The organism is Haemophilus parahaemolyticus (assembly GCF_002015035.1).
GTDB lineage: Bacteria > Pseudomonadota > Gammaproteobacteria > Enterobacterales > Pasteurellaceae > Haemophilus_A > Haemophilus_A parahaemolyticus.
The window spans coordinates 703,458-720,398 of record NZ_MUXY01000001.1 but is presented as its reverse complement, the minus strand read 5'-3'; the positions used below and the strand labels follow the sequence as shown (position 1 = coordinate 720,398).

At 37.8% G+C, this 16,941-nt stretch carries 15 protein-coding genes; 11 read left to right on the top strand and 4 right to left on the bottom strand.

The window, feature by feature from the left end:
• Window positions 1–28 precede the first annotated feature (28 nt).
• The 11 genes from B0185_RS03520 to mtgA all read left to right on the top strand — a co-directional run bounded on the left by B0185_RS03520 (window position 29) and on the right by mtgA (window position 12,387).
• Entirely contained in the window at window positions 29–184 is a 156-nt protein-coding gene (locus tag B0185_RS03520; protein WP_005706666.1) for a hypothetical protein, read from the top strand.
• Between the two features lie 170 nt (window positions 185–354).
• Window positions 355–1,155: a sulfite exporter TauE/SafE family protein gene (locus tag B0185_RS03515; protein WP_005706721.1), complete on the top strand. Its 801-nt coding sequence runs from the start codon at window positions 355–357 to the stop codon at window positions 1,153–1,155.
• Between the two features lie 119 nt (window positions 1,156–1,274).
• Window positions 1,275–2,033, top strand: a complete 759-nt coding sequence (locus tag B0185_RS03510; RefSeq protein WP_005706717.1) for an SDR family oxidoreductase — start codon at window positions 1,275–1,277, stop codon at window positions 2,031–2,033.
• 18 nt (window positions 2,034–2,051) lie between these two features.
• A complete protein-coding gene (gene trpB / locus B0185_RS03505) occupies window positions 2,052–3,245 on the top strand; it encodes a tryptophan synthase subunit beta (protein WP_005706693.1) in 1,194 nt (397 codons plus the stop codon).
• Window positions 3,245–4,054, top strand: a complete 810-nt coding sequence (trpA, locus tag B0185_RS03500) for a tryptophan synthase subunit alpha (protein ID WP_005706710.1) — start codon at window positions 3,245–3,247, stop codon at window positions 4,052–4,054. Before trpB ends, trpA begins: the two co-directional genes overlap by 1 nt.
• 240 nt (window positions 4,055–4,294) lie before the next feature.
• Window positions 4,295–6,355 carry an N-6 DNA methylase gene (locus tag B0185_RS03495; RefSeq protein WP_005706686.1) on the top strand — a complete coding sequence of 687 codons (2,061 nt, stop codon included), beginning with the start codon at window positions 4,295–4,297 and terminating at the stop codon, window positions 6,353–6,355.
• 11 nt (window positions 6,356–6,366) lie between these two features.
• Window positions 6,367–7,512 (top strand): restriction endonuclease subunit S, encoded by a 1,146-nt coding sequence (locus tag B0185_RS03490; RefSeq protein WP_005706683.1) that lies wholly within the window; start codon window positions 6,367–6,369, stop codon window positions 7,510–7,512.
• A gap of 133 nt (window positions 7,513–7,645) precedes the next feature.
• Complete coding sequence (gene polA / locus B0185_RS03485) at window positions 7,646–10,498, top strand: DNA polymerase I (protein ID WP_005706697.1); 2,853 nt, start codon at window positions 7,646–7,648, stop codon at window positions 10,496–10,498.
• A 91-nt stretch (window positions 10,499–10,589) separates the two neighbouring features.
• Window positions 10,590–11,216, top strand: a complete 627-nt coding sequence (gene lolA, locus B0185_RS03480) for an outer membrane lipoprotein periplasmic chaperone LolA (protein WP_005706692.1) — start codon at window positions 10,590–10,592, stop codon at window positions 11,214–11,216.
• A 69-nt stretch (window positions 11,217–11,285) separates the two neighbouring features.
• Window positions 11,286–11,594, top strand: a complete 309-nt coding sequence (trpR, locus tag B0185_RS03475; RefSeq protein ID WP_005706681.1) for a trp operon repressor — start codon at window positions 11,286–11,288, stop codon at window positions 11,592–11,594.
• Window positions 11,581–12,387 carry a monofunctional biosynthetic peptidoglycan transglycosylase gene (gene mtgA, locus B0185_RS03470; protein ID WP_005706688.1) on the top strand — a complete coding sequence of 269 codons (807 nt, stop codon included), beginning with the start codon at window positions 11,581–11,583 and terminating at the stop codon, window positions 12,385–12,387. Before trpR ends, mtgA begins: the two co-directional genes overlap by 14 nt.
• Window positions 12,388–12,511: 124 nt before the next feature.
• On the opposite strand, the gene B0185_RS03465 is transcribed toward mtgA, so the two are convergent.
• The 4 genes from B0185_RS03465 to B0185_RS03450 all read right to left on the bottom strand — a co-directional run bounded on the left by B0185_RS03465 (window position 12,512) and on the right by B0185_RS03450 (window position 16,926).
• Window positions 12,512–14,002 (bottom strand): helicase HerA-like C-terminal domain-containing protein, encoded by a 1,491-nt coding sequence (locus B0185_RS03465; protein ID WP_005706707.1) that lies wholly within the window; start codon window positions 14,000–14,002, stop codon window positions 12,512–12,514.
• An 18-nt stretch (window positions 14,003–14,020) separates the two neighbouring features.
• Window positions 14,021–14,452 (bottom strand): hypothetical protein, encoded by a 432-nt coding sequence (locus B0185_RS03460; RefSeq protein ID WP_005706724.1) that lies wholly within the window; start codon window positions 14,450–14,452, stop codon window positions 14,021–14,023.
• A gap of 1 nt (window position 14,453) precedes the next feature.
• Entirely contained in the window at window positions 14,454–15,674 is a 1,221-nt protein-coding gene (gene rhlB, locus B0185_RS03455; RefSeq protein WP_005706698.1) for an ATP-dependent RNA helicase RhlB, read from the bottom strand.
• A gap of 136 nt (window positions 15,675–15,810) precedes the next feature.
• A complete protein-coding gene (locus tag B0185_RS03450) occupies window positions 15,811–16,926 on the bottom strand; it encodes an N-acetylmuramoyl-L-alanine amidase (RefSeq protein WP_005706727.1) in 1,116 nt (371 codons plus the stop codon).
• Window positions 16,927–16,941: the final 15 nt, after the last annotated feature.

Sequence of the window (16,941 nt, the reverse complement as noted above, 5' to 3'; positions counted from 1 at the left end):
AATATATATAAAAATAAAAGGATCTAGTATGCAAACTAACAATGAGCTTTATCAACTTGCATTAAGCAAGATTAAATCGAATGGCTTAGTATTAAAAAATCAATCAGACGCACAAAAACTTCGTTCTATCAGATATGTTGAAAATAAAGTAATGGAACTTGCAGTCCTTAATTTAGAGAGATAGTAACATTTGATAATTAGAAAATATTATATACAAGAAATGGATTTAAGGCAAAATTTGATGGGAATGACCGATGGTTAATTAGACTATTTGGTACCTATAATAAACCTCTCAAAGAATATTTTGCATCATCTGAATGTAATCATCATTTAAGAACTAAATAAGGACAAAAAGTGGAAAATTTATTTATTGATAATAGTATTATTGCTAACTATTTTATTCTTGGTATTTGTTTATTAGTAATGGCTTCTTTTGTAGCAGGTTATATTGATTCTATTGCTGGAGGTGCAGGCTTAATTTTAATTCCTGCATTCTTAATGGTTGGTCTTCCTCCTCAATTAGCATTAGGTCAAGAAAAACTAGTTAGTACTATTGGCACAATCGCGGCTATTAAAAACTTTATGCAAAGCAAATCTATAGTTTGGAAAATTATTCCCATAGGGATTGTTTCTGCATTATTAGGTGCCTATATTGGGGCAGAAGTTATTTTAATGCTACCAACACATGTTATTAACTATATTATTTTTGCATTTTTACCTTTGGGTTTAGCTGCCACTTTATTTAAAGGAAAATTACTCAAGCAAGAAAATCAAGAGCAAGAAATTAAAAACTCAGCATTATCTATTTTTATTACCTGTTTAATAGTTGGTTTTTATGACGGTTTCTTTGGACCTGGTACAGGCAGTATTTTTATTATAGCATTATTCTTAATTAATAAATTAAGTCTATTGCGTGCTTCTGCGACCTCTAAAATTTTTAATTTTTCCTCTAATATTGGTGCATTCGTATCTTTTATTATTGCAGGTAAAATGGCATTTTTAATAGGTATTCCAATGATTATTGCTAACCTTGTAGGAAACCATATTGGTAGTAAACATGCAATTCACAGTAATGGTGAAATTATCAAAAAAGTGTTGGTAATTACTGTAGGTCTATTGATGTGTACTTTGGGTTACAAAGCCTTATTCGCTTAATACAAAGGGGGTTGAATACGTTTTAACAAGCGAGATTCGACCTCTTTTGTTTTTTCAATCTTGCATAACTTTTTAAACTGTACTATCTTAGTAGTGCATATAAATATAGGAGAAACAAAATGAAAACCACAACCGCACTAGTTACAGGTGCAACCGCAGGCTTTGGCTTGGCGATCTGTAAAAAATTGATCGAAGCAGGCTATAAAGTGATTGGTACGGGCAGACGTGCAGATCGATTAGCAGAAATTCATTCACAATTAGGAAATAATTTTCTACCACTTGCCTTTGATATTCGCGATGAACAAGCCACAATTAACGCGCTAAATACCCTTCCTGAAGGCTGGCAAGCGGTCGATTTATTAGTGAATAATGCAGGTTTAGCCTTGGGATTAGAGCCAGCTCATAAAGCAGATTTACAAGATTGGTATCAGATGATCGATACCAACATTAAAGGATTGGTTACTATCACTCGTCTTGTGTTGCCAAATATGGTGGCTCGTAATTACGGGCAGATTATCAATTTGAGTTCAATTGCAGGTACTTATCCTTATGCAGGCAGTAATGTATATGGTGGAACTAAAGCTTTTGTCACACAATTTAGCTTAAATTTACGAGCCGATTTGGCAGGCACAAAAATTCGAGTAAGCAATGTTGAACCGGGTTTATGTGGCGGTACGGAGTTCTCTAATGTGCGTTTTCACGGCGATGATGAAAGAGCGGCAAAAGTGTATGAAAACGTGCAATCAGTTCAGCCTGAAGATATTGCGAACATTGTATTATGGCTTCATCAACAACCTGAACACGTGAACATTAATCGCATTGAAGTAATGCCAACCGCTCAATCTTTTGCGGGAATGAGCGTTGCAAAAGATAACTAAAAAATAATAGGAAAAAATATGTCAGACACACTTCTCAACCCTTATTTCGGCGAATTTGGCGGAATGTATGTGCCAGAAATTTTAGTGCCTGTTTTAAAGCAATTAGAACAAGCCTTTGTGGAGGCTCAAAATGATCCTACATTCCAAGCAGAATTTGCTGATTTACTCAAAAATTATGCGGGAAGACCGACCGCACTTACCCTTTGCCGTAACTTAACCAAAGGCACAAAAACTAAACTTTATCTTAAACGTGAAGATTTATTACACGGTGGTGCGCACAAAACCAATCAAGTGTTAGGACAAATTTTGCTTGCCAAACGAATGGGCAAAACGCGTATTATTGCCGAAACTGGTGCGGGTCAGCACGGTGTGGCGACCGCCCTTGCTTGTGCTATGTTAGATATGCCATGCCGTGTTTATATGGGCGCAAAAGATGTTGAGCGTCAATCGCCAAATGTGTTCCGTATGCGTTTGATGGGTGCAGAAGTGATTCCTGTACAAAAAGGCTCTTGTTCTTTAAAAGACGCCTGTTGTGAAGCGATGCGAGACTGGTCAGCAAACTATGAAACCACCCATTATTTACTTGGCACCGCTGCAGGCCCCCATCCATTCCCGACGATTGTGAGAGAATTCCAAAAAATGATTGGGATTGAGACTAAACGTCAAATTCTCGAACGAGAAGGTCGTTTACCTGATGCAGTGATTGCTGCCGTCGGTGGCGGCTCGAATGCAATTGGTATGTTTGCGGATTTCATTGAAGAAACCGCTGTGAAACTCATCGGCGTAGAACCTGCGGGTAAAGGTATTGAAACGGGCGAACACGGTGCACCGCTCAAACACGGCACAACAGGTATCTACTTCGGAATGAAATCGCCAATTATGCAAGATAAAGATGGACAAATTGAGGAATCCTACTCCATTTCTGCAGGCTTAGATTTCCCTTCCGTCGGGCCACAACACGCTTATTTAAATGCGATTGGTCGTGCTGATTATGTATCGATTACTGATGAAGAAGCCCTCAACGCATTCCAAAAATTGGCAAAACACGAAGGTATTATTCCTGCATTAGAAAGCTCACACGCATTAGCTTATGCCTTGAAATTGATTAAACAAAATCCTGAAAAAGAACAACTTTTAGTGGTTAATCTTTCAGGACGAGGCGATAAAGATATTTTTACCGTTGATAAAATTTTAAATGGAGGCACAAACTAATGAGCCGTTTTGAAACGCAATTTGCTGCACTTAAAGCAAAAAATGAAGGTGCTTTCGTGCCGTTCGTTACCCTTTGCGACCCTACTTTCGACCGCTCTTTTGAGATTATTTGTACACTTGTCGATAACGGCGCGGATGCTTTAGAACTCGGTTTTCCTTTTTCCGATCCACTCCTTGATGGCCCTGTTATCCAAGCGGCGAATAATCGTGCTTTAACTGCAGGTCATAGCAGTGAAGATAGCTTTAAACTATTGGAAAAAGTGCGGTCAAAATATCCAGAGATTCCGATTAGCTTATTACTTTGTGCCAATTTAATTTTTGCCAAAGGTTTAGAGGCTTTTTATCAACATTGTGCAGAAGTCGGTGTTGATGCTGTGCTTGTAGCAGATATTCCGTTACTGGCAAAAGAAGATTATGTGCAAGCAGCTAAAAAACACGGCATTCAACCTGTCTTTATTTGCCCACCAAATGCGGACGAGAAAACGATCCAAGGTGTAGCGGAAAATAGCGAAGGATATACTTATTTGGTCTCACGTGCAGGCGTAACCAGTGCTGAAAATCAAGCTCACGCAGCAAATTTGGGCACCCTTGTAGAACAGCTTAAAGCCCATAATGCTCCACCAATTTTACAAGGCTTCGGCATTGCACAGCCCGAACAAGTAAAAGAAGCTTTAGCTTTGGGTGCTACTGGTGCGATTTCAGGTTCTGCAACAGTAAAAATTATTGAGCGAAATTTAGATAATCAGGCGAAATTGCTCGAAGAACTTGGTGCGTTTGTAAGAGAAATGAAACAAGCAACCAAAGGCTAAATTAAGTAAAGAAAAACAAGCGGTTAAATTTTCTGGTTTGAATCACAAGATTAAGGAAATTTAGCCGTTTTTTCTTTATAATTTCAAAATTCTATTGACATTCATAAATTAAGGACGAAAAAATGCTACTGCACTGCACTGCACTGCACAAACTTAACGTTAATTGCAAGCAAAAAATTGTAAATTTTTCAAAAAATCTCACCGCTTTCACTTCTATATTAAATAAATGCGGAGGCTTAAATGGCTAAGTCTCCGTCAAAAATTCAATCGGTTGAACCGAACATTGCTAATTTAGCAAACGGCTGGTTAGCCTCGTATAAACTCAACTATAAATTAGAGCAAGAACAATTAAATACGGAAATTGATAAAGCTTTAGATGCTTACTTCAGCAAAAATGGAGGCGTTGGCGGAAATCGTCCCGATGCAAAATTATTATTGCGTTCAAATATTACTCAAAAAGATTACCCAATTCTTATTGAATATAAAGGTTATAAAGATAAATTAGCCAAACTAGATGCGGATGGAAATGTTGAAAATCGTTCATCTAAGAATGAACCTATTTTTAAAAATATCAATGGATATGCAGTAAATGGTGCCGTGCATTATGCCAATGCATTATTACATCATACAAGTTATACCGATATTATTGCGATTGGTATGACTGGTTATAAAGAATCTCATACAGATAAGTTATGCTATGAAATTGGTGTGTATTATGTATCTAAAGCAAATTTAGGTATTGGACAAAAAATAGGAGAATTCTCAGATTTTTCATTCTTAGCTCCTGAGCATTTTGAAGATTTTATTACACAAGTAAATAATCTTTCTTTATCTCAAAATGAATTAGAAAGAATAAAAGCTAAACGTGAAAATGAAATAGATGCTAGTTTGACAAAACTAAATAATGATATTTATCAGAATGAATCTGGATTAGGCGAAAATGATAGGGTTTATTTAGTTGCAGCATCTATTATGGCAACTTTAGGTGTTCAAGGTAAGGTTTCTCCGCTTGAAAAAGAAGATTTAAAATCTAAAACAGAAGAAGGGGAAAGAGATGGCGATATTCTAATCAGAAAAATAAACGCTTTTTTATCAGCTAAAAATTTACCTCAGGAAAAGAAAAACTTAATTGTTCGAACATTATCAAATACTATTTTGACAGAGAATATCAACAAAGTTGTTGATGGAGAAAGTCAATTAAAACGAGTATTTATAAAAATTGTTGATGATTTGGGTATTTATTACAAAATTGGCTTAACTACCGATTTTACAGGAAAATTATTTAATGAAATGTATTCTTGGCTTGGATTTAGTCAAGATAAATTAAATGATGTTGTTTTGACACCGTCTTATGTTGCAACACTTTTAGCTAAATTAGCTCGTGTAAATAAAGATTCTTATGTGTGGGATTTTGCAACGGGGTCGGCAGGTTTACTTGTTGCTGCAATGAATGAGATGCTAATTGATGCTAAAAACAGCATTACATCTCCAGATGAATTACGTCAAAAAGAAGCTCATATTAAAGCTCATCAATTATTAGGTGTTGAGATCTTATCTAGCGTATATATGTTAGCCATTTTAAATATGATCTTAATGGGAGATGGCAGTTCAAATGTATTAAATAAAAACTCATTATCTGACTTTGAAGGGAAAGGATTTGAAGATAAAGCATTTCCAGCAGATGCCTTTATTCTGAACCCTCCTTATTCTAAAGAAGGTAACGGTATGATCTTTGTTGAAAAAGCCTTGAATATGATGAATAAAGGTTATGCAGCGGTTCTTATTCAAGATTCCGCGGGAACAGGTAAAGCAAAAGAAATTAATCAACGTATTCTGCAAAAACATTCTTTGATTGCAAGTATAAAAATGCCAGCTGATATATTTATTGGTAAGTCTAGCGTGCAAACAGCAATTTATGTGTTTAAAGTTGGCGAAAAACATGAAGAAAAACAACTAGTAAAATTTATTGATTTTACAAATGATGGCTACAAACGCTCAAGCCGTAAAAAAGCGAAAGCCAGTACAAATTTACGTAATGTTGATCATGCAACAGAACGTTATCAGGAATTAGTTGATTTAGTAAAATTTGGTAAAGGAGAATTAAATCACTTTACTGAAAATGAATATATTGAAGATAAAATCTCGGTATCAGGCGATAATGCTGGTTGCGATTGGAATTTCACTCAACACAAAAAAATTGATACGAAACCTACCCTTGATGATTTTAAGAAAACCGTTGCCGATTATTTAGCGTGGGAAGTTTCACAATTATTAAAAAAGGAAGGTGAACAGGGAAAGTAATTAACTCTCGCTTGCAGAAATTAGAAGAAGAATTTTTAGCAAGTGGGGGAGAATGGAAAAGAACAATTTTAAAAGATTGGTTTACTATAAATACTTCTGTTAGCTTTGATAAGGGTAATATAGAATTATCAAACAATAGTAACGGTAACGATTATGAGTTTATTGGAAGAACGTCGATTAACAATGGTATTCAAGGTTATGTGAAACATTTGGGATTTGAGCCTAATAATGGCAACACATTTTCTGTTATTCAAGTTGGTGAAAATATTGCTCAATTTAGAAAACACAAATGGTATGGTAGCCAAAATTTATTCTTATTAACTCCAAAGTTTGATTGGATTATAAGCCACTATAAATATATGATTGCTTGTATAAATAGTGGGTTAAAAATCTTTGATAAGAATTATTCGAGCTATCCTACAATGAACACGTTAAATAACTTGGTAATTTTTCTTCCTATAAGAAATGAACAGCCAGATATTTCTTATATGCATCATTTTATTAGTGAACTGCAAGCGGAACGGTTGCAGGAACTGCAAGCGGAACGGTTGCAGGAACTGCAAGGCTATTTACAAGTAACAGGGCTATCAAACTATACATTGACCGATGAAGAACAACGAGTGATAGATTCTTTTAGTGAGGTTGATTGGGATGAATTTACGTTTAGTTCATTATTCGATTCAATTCAACAAGGAGAAAGATTAACAAAATCTGATCAAATATCTGGAGATTTGCCATTTGTTATGTCTGGGATAACAAATACTGGTGTCGTAAAATATATTGGTAATTTTGTTACTCAATTTCCTAAAAATTCAATAACTATTGATATTTTTGGTAATACGTTCTATCGCTCTATTGTTTTTGGTGCGTCTGATGATGTGGGTGTATATTGGAATAGAGAAAATGAGAAAAGCAAGAATGTAATGTTAATACTTGCGGGTAGTATTCAGAAAGCATTAAGAGGTAGGTTTGAATATGGGAATAAATTGAGATCTTCAAAATCCTATAATTTAAAATGCCATTTACCAACAAAAAATAATGATCCTGATTATAAGTTAATGAAAACATTAGGCTCAGCTATTCAGAAATTAGTGATCGCCGATGTCGTTAAATACGCTGATCGTGAGTTATCGACTTATCAAAGTGTCATTGTTTAATCTCCTTCACAAGCGGTTAAATTCTATTAGCTTTTTGCAAAATTGTTCTTTGTAAAACTCTTAGAAGATTTAACCGCTTGTTTTCGTTATAATACCCGCAATTTTATCTAAGTATTTATTAAGAGAGTTTTGAATGGCGACTATTGCACAAAATCCACTGGTGTTAGTGGATGGTTCTTCTTATTTGTATCGTGCGTTTCACGCATTTCCACCGTTGACTAACCGAGAGGGCGAGCCTACGGGGGCGATGTATGGTGTGGTAAATATGTTGAAAAGTTTGATTTCACAAGTTGAGCCTAGCCATATTGCGGTGGTATTTGATGCTAAGGGTAAGACTTTTCGTGATGAGCTGTTTGAACAATATAAATCGCATCGTCCGCCGATGCCAGATGAGCTACGTTCCCAAATCCAACCGCTACATGCCATTATTAAGGCATTGGGGATTCCGCTGATTTCGGTTGAAGGTGTGGAAGCCGATGATGTGATCGGTACGCTTGCAGTGCAAGCTGCAAAAGAAGGTAAGCACGTTCTAATCAGCACCGGCGATAAAGATATGGCACAATTAGTGAACGATCATATTATGCTGATTAACACGATGAATAACACCTTACTTGACCGAGAAGGCGTAATTGAGAAATATGGCATTCCACCTGAATTAGTGATTGATTGGCTTGCGTTACAAGGCGATTCGTCGGATAACATTCCTGGTGTAAAAGGTGTGGGCGAGAAAACCGCACTTGCCTTGTTGCAAGGTATTGGCTCAATTAAAACCATCTATGAAAATTTAGATAAAGTGGCGGAATTAAGTTTCCGCGGGGCAAAAACGTTTGCTCCGAAATTGTTAGCTGAAAAAGAGATGGCGGATCTTTCTTATTTATTGGCAACGATCAAAACTGATGTTGAGTTGGACGTTACTCACGATCAACTCACTACTTCACCGCAAGATCGCGATAAATTGGTGGAGCTTTTCGGTAAATATGAGTTTAAAAAATGGCTCAATGAGGTGATGAACGGCACAAATCCTGTGACGACTAGCACCAAAGAACGTATTCCAACCAATTATGAAGTCACGCAAGCGGTGGAAAAAACAGAAAGTTTTGCGAAAGTAGAGATCGATCGTTCAAAATATGAAACGGTAACGATAGAAACACAACTTACAAAATGGATAAAGAAAATCCAAAAAGAAAAATTGGTTGCAGTCGATACCGAAACGAATGCGTTGGATGTGATGTCGGCAGAGCTTGTAGGGATTTCATTTGGACTAGCTTCTGGTGAAGCGTGCTATATTCCATTGACTCACAAAGAAGAAGTGAGCGAACAAGCTGGGCAGGGCGATTTGTTTGTAGAAAGCACTGCAACCTTGGGCTATGAATTAGTAAAAAATCAGCTTGATTTAACCGCTTGTTTAGCACAATTAAAGCCGATTTTGGAAGACGAGCAGATCAAAAAAATTGGGCAGAACATCAAATATGATTTAACGGTATTTGCTAATCACGGCATTGAAGTGCAAGGTGTGGCGTTTGATACAATGCTGGAATCTTACACCCAAAATAGCACAGGGCGTCATAATATGGACGACTTGGCAGAACGTTATTTAGGGCATAAAACCATTGCATTTGAAGAGATTGCGGGCAAGGGTAAAAATCAGTTGACCTTCGATAAAATTGCGTTAGATGTTGCCTCTGAATATGCGGCAGAAGATGCAGATGTAACGATGAAATTGCATCAAACCTTGTTCCCAGAGCTTGAAAAAACGCCGACTTTGTTGAAACTGTTTAACGATATTGAAATGCCGCTAGTGCGTGTGCTTTCGCATATTGAACGCAATGGTGTATTGATTGATCCGCAAAAGCTGTTGGCACAATCCCAAGAGATTGAACAGCGTTTGGCGGAAGTGGAGGCAGAAGTGCATCAAGCTGCGGGGCAGGAGTTTAACCTGGCTTCTACGAAACAGCTACAAGAAATTTTGTTTGAAAAACTCGGTTTGCCTGTGAAGAAAAAAACGCCTAAAGGTGCTCCTTCAACTAACGAGGAAGTGTTGGAGGAATTGGCTCAAGAAGGGCATATCGTGCCAAAATTGTTGATAGAACATCGTGGATTAAGCAAGTTGAAATCGACTTATACTGATAAATTACCGCAGATGATTAACCCAAAAACAGGACGAGTACATACCTCTTATCATCAGGCAGTAACCGCAACAGGGCGACTTTCTTCGAGTGATCCGAATTTGCAGAATATTCCAATTCGAAACGAAGAGGGCAGACGTATTCGCCAAGCCTTTATTGCTCGTGAAGGCTACAAAATTGTGGCAGCGGACTACTCGCAAATTGAACTTCGCATTATGGCACATCTTGCCCACGATGAAGGTATGCTAAAAGCCTTTACAGAGGGTAAGGATATTCACCGATCAACAGCCGCGGAGATTTTCGGTGTGTCTCTTGAAGAAGTGACTAACGAACAACGTCGCAATGCGAAAGCGATTAACTTCGGCTTGATTTATGGCATGTCGGAATTTGGTTTATCGAACCAGCTCGGCATTTCTCGCCAAGAGGCAAGAAGTTATATGGATGCTTATTTCAACCGCTATCCGAATGTGTTGCAATTTATGACAGATATTAAAACCAAAGCTGCAGAGCAAGGTTATGTAGAAACTCTGTTAGGAAGACGATTATATTTGCCTGAAATTAAATCAAGCAATGCAATGCGTCGCAAAGCGGCAGAACGTGTGGCAATCAACGCACCAATGCAAGGAACGGCAGCAGATATTATCAAAGTTGCGATGATTGGTATTGATAAAGCAATTCTGGGGGATGAAAACATCAAAATGATTATGCAAGTACACGATGAGTTGGTATTTGAAGTGAAAGCGGAAATGGTCGAACATTACAGCCAGTTGATTAAGACGGAAATGGAAAAAGCGATAAAATTGCACATACCATTGATTGCAGATGTTGGTGTGGGCGATAATTGGGATGAAGCACACTAGTTTTTAATACTAGTCTAATAGTACAACGGGAAACTTTTTGTTTCCTTGTTGTCAAACGAGCAAATTCATTCCCAATATAAAAGGAAAATCAATGAACACATTATTCAAAAAATCGTTGTTTAGTATTGCAATTTTTTCGCTAATTTCAACCGCTTGGGCGGATGAAAAAGCGGTGGCAGAATTGCAAAGCCGTTTGGAAAAAGTGACCCAATATAGCGCGGATTTCGATCAAACCGTACGTTCTAGCAAAGGTAAACAAATTCAATCAGGTAAAGGCAAGTTTATGGTAAAACGCCCAAACTTGTTTAGAATGGATACCCAACAACCGCAAGAAAATCAGATTATCTCTGATGGCAAAAATTTATGGTTCTATGATCCATTTGTTTCACAAGTGACCGTAAATACAGTTGAAGATGCAGTGAATAATACGCCTTTTGTGCTCTTAACTAGCAATAACAAAAGCCATTGGGATCAATATGATGTGACCCAAAATGCCGATACTTTCGTATTAAAACCAAAAGCGAAAAAAAGCAGTATTAAACAGTTTGACGTGCGAATTGATGCAAATGGCGTAATGAAAGGCTTTAGTACTATTGAACGCGATGGACAAAGTAATCTCTATTTATTGCGTAATATTGCATCATCAAATTTATCAAACGATTTATTCAAGTTCAGTGTACCGAAAGGTGCTGAAGTGGATGATCAACGTAAAAAATAATGAACTTAACAAGCGGTTGTTTTTTCATAAAATTTAACCGCTTGTTTACAAACTAAATTTAAAAAGATAATGAAAACGATTTATTTACAGCGTGATCTAAAAGAATGGCAACAGTTTGTCGAACTGCTTGAGCAAGCGGTGAAAGAAGACAAATTAGAGCAATTCTTTTCACTTTTCTTAACGCCAGATGAACGTGGTTCTTTAGGCTTACGCACCCAAATTGTGAGACATTTGCTGAGTAATGATTTGTCTCAACGTGAAATTCAGCAAAAATTGAATACCAGTGCAGCAACTATCACTCGCGGTTCGAATATGCTAAAAACGCTTGATGCTGAGTTTTTAACTTGGACGAACGAGAAACTCAATGGTAAAGCGTAGAAAAAGCCGAAAGCGTCGTTCATCAGGTTTATTTAAAAGTGCCAAAAAGCTTTTTAATTTGGTATTGAGTTTTTACATACCAAAAGAAGTAACAAGTAAATTAGGATGGGCATGGTTTGGCTCAAGCCGAGTTGGGACGCCGCTTTTAGTGGGATTATTGGGTGTTATTTTATTATTTAGTACTGTACCTGTACCCTATTCGTCTTATATGGTACAACAAAAAATTAACCATTTATTAGACAGAAAACCTTATGAAATCAAGAAAAAATGGGTAAGTTTGGATAAAATTTCTTGGCAAATGCAAATGGCGGTCATCGCTTCTGAAGATCAAAAATTCGAAAGCCATTTTGGGATTGATTTAAATGCCATTCAAATTGCGTTGCAAAACAATGCGAAATCCAAAAAAGTGCGGGGGGGCTCAACGATTTCCCAACAAACGGTCAAAAATATGTTTCTTTGGCACGGGCAAAGTTGGATTCGTAAAGGCATTGAATTACCACTAACCTTTGCCATTGAACAGCTTTGGGGAAAAGAGAGGATTTTAGAAGTTTATTTAAACATTGCTGAATTTGGTTATGGTATTTTTGGTGTGGAAGCGGCTGCCCAAACTTTTTTCAAGAAATCAGCAAAAAATCTGACTTTAAATGAAGCTGCCTTATTGGCTGCCTCGCTACCTAATCCCAATATTTACCGAGTAGATCGCCCAGGAGTTATTATGAAAAAACGTCAAGTGTGGATTATTCGACAGGTTTCTGCATTAGGTGGGCAACAGTATTTGAGTCGGTTGGAGTAGGTTATAGGAAAGATACATAGTAGATAAAATCGTTCTTGTCTATAGGTGAGGGGTTTATTCTCTCCTAAAATCGGTTAAATTTAATACCAGACTGGGGACTATATGAAGCCCCTTTTTTATATACCTATTTTTTTATAATCGCTCCAAGCAAGCCACGCATAATTTGCTTGGTAACTTGATTGCGTAGATTTCTCCCAACTTGTTGAGCCACTTGGCTCACTATTTGTTCAGCAAGCGATTGATCTTTTTTCTTTTTCGAACCAAAGATCGAGGCAAGCATTCCTCCTAAAAATCCTTCTTCCTCTTCAGCATTTGCAGTTTGCCCTCGATTTTGCACCGCTTGTGATTGAGCATTTAATACTTCAAAGGCGGATTCATTATCGACATAAGCACTATAATGGCTGTAAAGATCATCCTGTTTCATTAAACGGCTACGCTCGGTTTCAGTTAATGGTGTGAGCTGACTTTTGGGTGGGTAAACTAATGCAATTTCCACTGGCGTTGGCATTCCTTTTTCATCTAAGACTGAAATCAAAGCTTCGCCTACACCTAGTGAGGTAATTGCTTCGACTACATCTATATCTTTATTCGCTCGGAAGGTTTCCGCTGCTGATCTCACGGCTTTTTGATCCCGAGGCGTAAAGGCTCGCAAAGCGTGCTGTACGCGATTACCTAGCTGACCTAACACTGAATCAGGTAAATCAAGTGGATTTTGGGTTACAAAATAAACGCCAACCCCTTTTGAACGGATTAAACGCACTACTTGCTCAATTTTATCCACTAAAATTTTCGGTGCACCATCAAACAATAAATGAGCTTCGTCAAAGAAAAGGACAAACTTCGGTTTTTCTGGATCGCCTACTTCTGGCAGAATTTCAAAAAGTTCTGCCATAAACCAAAGTAAGAACGCACTATATAGACGTGGTGAATTAATCAATTTCTCTGAGTTTAAGACATTAATCACGCCTTTACCATCGCGGGTTTGCAGCCAATCTTCAAGATTTAATGCAGGTTCACCAAAGAGTTTTTCAGCCCCTTCATTTTCCAGAGCAAGTAAAGCCCGTTGAATTGCTCCAATGCTTGCAGTTGAAACGTTACCATATTCCACTTGGAATGTTTTGGCGTTTTCGGCAACATATTTGAGCATTGCACGCAAATCTTTTAGGTCAATCAACAATAAACCTTGGTCATCTGCCACGCGGAATACGAGGTTTAATAAGCCTTCTTGGGTATCGTTTAAGTTAAGCAAACGAGCAAGCAGCATCGGGCCCATTTCTGAAATAGTAGTACGAAGTGGAATGCCGGTTTCGCCGAAGACGTCCCAATAAGATACAGGGTAGCCACTCAAATAGCTTTCGTTACCTAGCTGGAATTGTTCGATACGTTCTGCAATTTTGCCTGAAAAACTGCCCGCTTGTGAAATCCCCGAAAGGTCGCCTTTTACATCGGCGAGGAAAACGGGAACGCCTTCATCACTGAATGCTTCAGCTAATTTACGTAATGTAACGGTTTTCCCTGTACCTGTTGCACCAGCAATTAAACCGTGGCGGTTTGCCATTTTGGCAACCAGTGAAATAGTTTTCCCTGAATGGGTTTGTGCGATTGAGAGTGTCATAATGTGCTCTTTCTCCTTTTAAGATTTTACGCCAATTTGGTAGCCATTTTCCCAGTAATTTCGATGAGTATTTGGCAATTTTCCTTGGCAATATTGGATGCGTTTTTGGAACATCTCTGTTTTCTGACTACGAAATGATTTTCCTACACGGAAGCCGTCTAAATACCAGTCATCTAAATCATTGCATTGAGTCGTATCAATACGTTGATGTCCGATCATCGTTGTTTTTGTTTTAACAATCTGTTTATGATGTCTGACATTACCGCTTATCGTATTTCCTTTATTAAAATTGGCTTGGGATTCGCCAGAATAACCTTGGGCTACTTTCGCAGGCTTACGTTCAGGGTTGTGTCGAAAGCCTTCAGTGAAATCCGTCCACATTTCTTCTGTTTTTGCCGTGCAAGCAGTTAAAAAAAGTGCAGAACAGACCGAAATAAGTAATTTTTTCATATTAGCGTGTTGAGGATGAAGAATGTTTGTTAAAGCGAGGGCGACTCACTTTAGGTAAAGGTAATAAAGCATTTGTGTCATATTGACTGACAGGAATTACGTGTCCGATATATTCCTCAATCGCAGGTAGATTCACCGCATAGCGTTCGCACGCGAAACTGATGGAATGTCCATATTGTCCTGCTCGCCCTGTTCGTCCGATTCGGTGCACGTAATCTTCGCGATCATCGGGTAGATCGTAATTGAACACGTGCGTGACTTCAGGAATATGTAAACCTCGAGCCGCAACATCAGTTGCTACTAAAATATCTAATTCGCCTTTGGTAAAGCTACCTAGCAAGTTCAATCGTTTCTTCTGCGGAATATCGCCTGTAAGTAAGCCAACGCGGTGCCCGTCAGCTTGTAAATATCGCCAAATTTCTTCGCAGCCGTGTTTAGTATTAGAGAAAACTATACAACGTTCAGGCCACTCTTCCTCTAAGAGCGTGAGTAATAATGCCATTTTGTCTTTGTTAGATGGATAGAATAGCTCTTCTTTGATTCGATGCCCTGTACGTTGAAGCGGTTCAATTTCAACATATTTTGTCTCATTCATATCTTCATACGCTAACTCACGTACACGTGGCGAAAGCGTTGCTGAGAAAAGCATCGTAAGGCGTTCGGTTGGCTTCGGACATTTACGCATTAAATAGCGAATATCTTTAATAAAACCGAGATCGAACATTCGATCCGCTTCGTCTAACACAATCACTTGTACGCAATTGAGATTGATAATGCCTTGTTTTACATAATCAATCACACGCCCTGTTGTGCCAACTAAAATATCAACACCTTTTTCAATCTCTTGCACCTGTTTTTCATAGCCATCTCCACCATAAGCAAGTGCGAGTTTCAAGCGAGTTTGTTTAACTAGCAGTTCAGCATCGGAAGCAATCTGCACTGCAAGTTCTCTAGTCGGGGCTAGAATCATTGCTCGAGGCTGGTTTTTCTGCGTTTGTAGATCGTGTGTGAGTAGATGATGAAAGGTTGCAATGAGAAAAGCCATCGTTTTGCCTGTGCCTGTTTGAGCTTGACCTGCAATATCATTGCCATTTAACGTAATAGGTAATGTTTGCGCTTGAATGGGTGTACAAAACTCAAAGCCTTTACTATCAAGGGCAGAAAGCACTTTTTCGTGAATTGGGAAATCGCTAAAGCGTTGTTCGGTAAGATGTGTTAGCATAGGAATTCCTTGTTGAATAAATAGCCTAGAAAATAGGCAAAAATTAGAGAGAATAATACCTGAAAATAAAGAGTCTAGAAATAAATATTTCTCTAATAAAAAATGGCTAACTCATTTTGAATTAGCCATTAAAGCATTATTCTATCTTTAATTTTTTCCCTACGACAATTTTGTTATTTTTAATGTTATTCAGCTTACTGAGTTTTTCAGGTGTTGTATTGTACACACGGGCAATTGAATACAACGTTTCATTTTGTTGAACTAGGTGATAGCTATTATTTGATTTTTGGATTTTACGTGATGAATCTTCTTTTTTGCTCTCGTTTGTTTTTTCTTTTCCCATTGGAGTATCAATTTTAGTTTCAGTACGATTTGCTGATTTTTCGTTATTTTTGACCGCTTGCGTCATATCAGGTTTATTGTCTACTTTTTTTTCTTTAGATACTTTTACTTTAGGTTCTTTCTCAGTAACTGTTTTATTATCTAAAGAATTACCATTTTGCTTGCGGTAAGAAACTAAGCCATCATAAATTGCTTTTGCAATTTGCTTGCGATAGGTTGCTGTAGAGAGCTTTTGCTCTTCAACGGGATTCGATAAAAAACCCGTTTCGACTAAGACAGAAGTAATATCTGGCGAACGGAGCACGCTTAAACTTGCGTGTTGTGGTTGTGATTTGGCTAATGAAGTAATTTTTGCCATTCTTCCAATCACCTTTGTTCCTAATGCATATCCTGTACGTTGTACGTGAGAAAATTGCAAATCAAGTACTGTTTGGTTTAAGTAACGTTCGTTATTGTGTGCCAAAATCCGTCCTGCTCCACCCAAAAGCTCTGATTTTTTTTCACTCTCTTCTAGCAATAAACCCATTTCATCGTTAGCTCGACGGTTAGAAAGTACCCAAACGGAAGCACCTTTCATATTATCATAGCGAGGAGATGAATCAGCGTGAATTGAAACCAGATAGTTCGCACGATTTTTACGGGCAATTTCTGTTCTCTCAGGTAATTGTACAAAGGTATCCGTTTTGCGAGTCATAACAGCTTTGAAATTAGGATCGGCATCAAGTAAGGCTTTTAATTCTTTAGCGATAGCAAGCGTAACATCTTTCTCTTTAATACCAAGTTTTTTTCCAATGGCCCCAGGATCTTTTCCACCGTGTCCAGCATCAATTGCCACAACGGTTTTTGCATAACTATTTACACTTAACAGACCGAACCATGCGATCGTTAAGAAATGGATAAACTTATTCATATCATTCCTTTTATT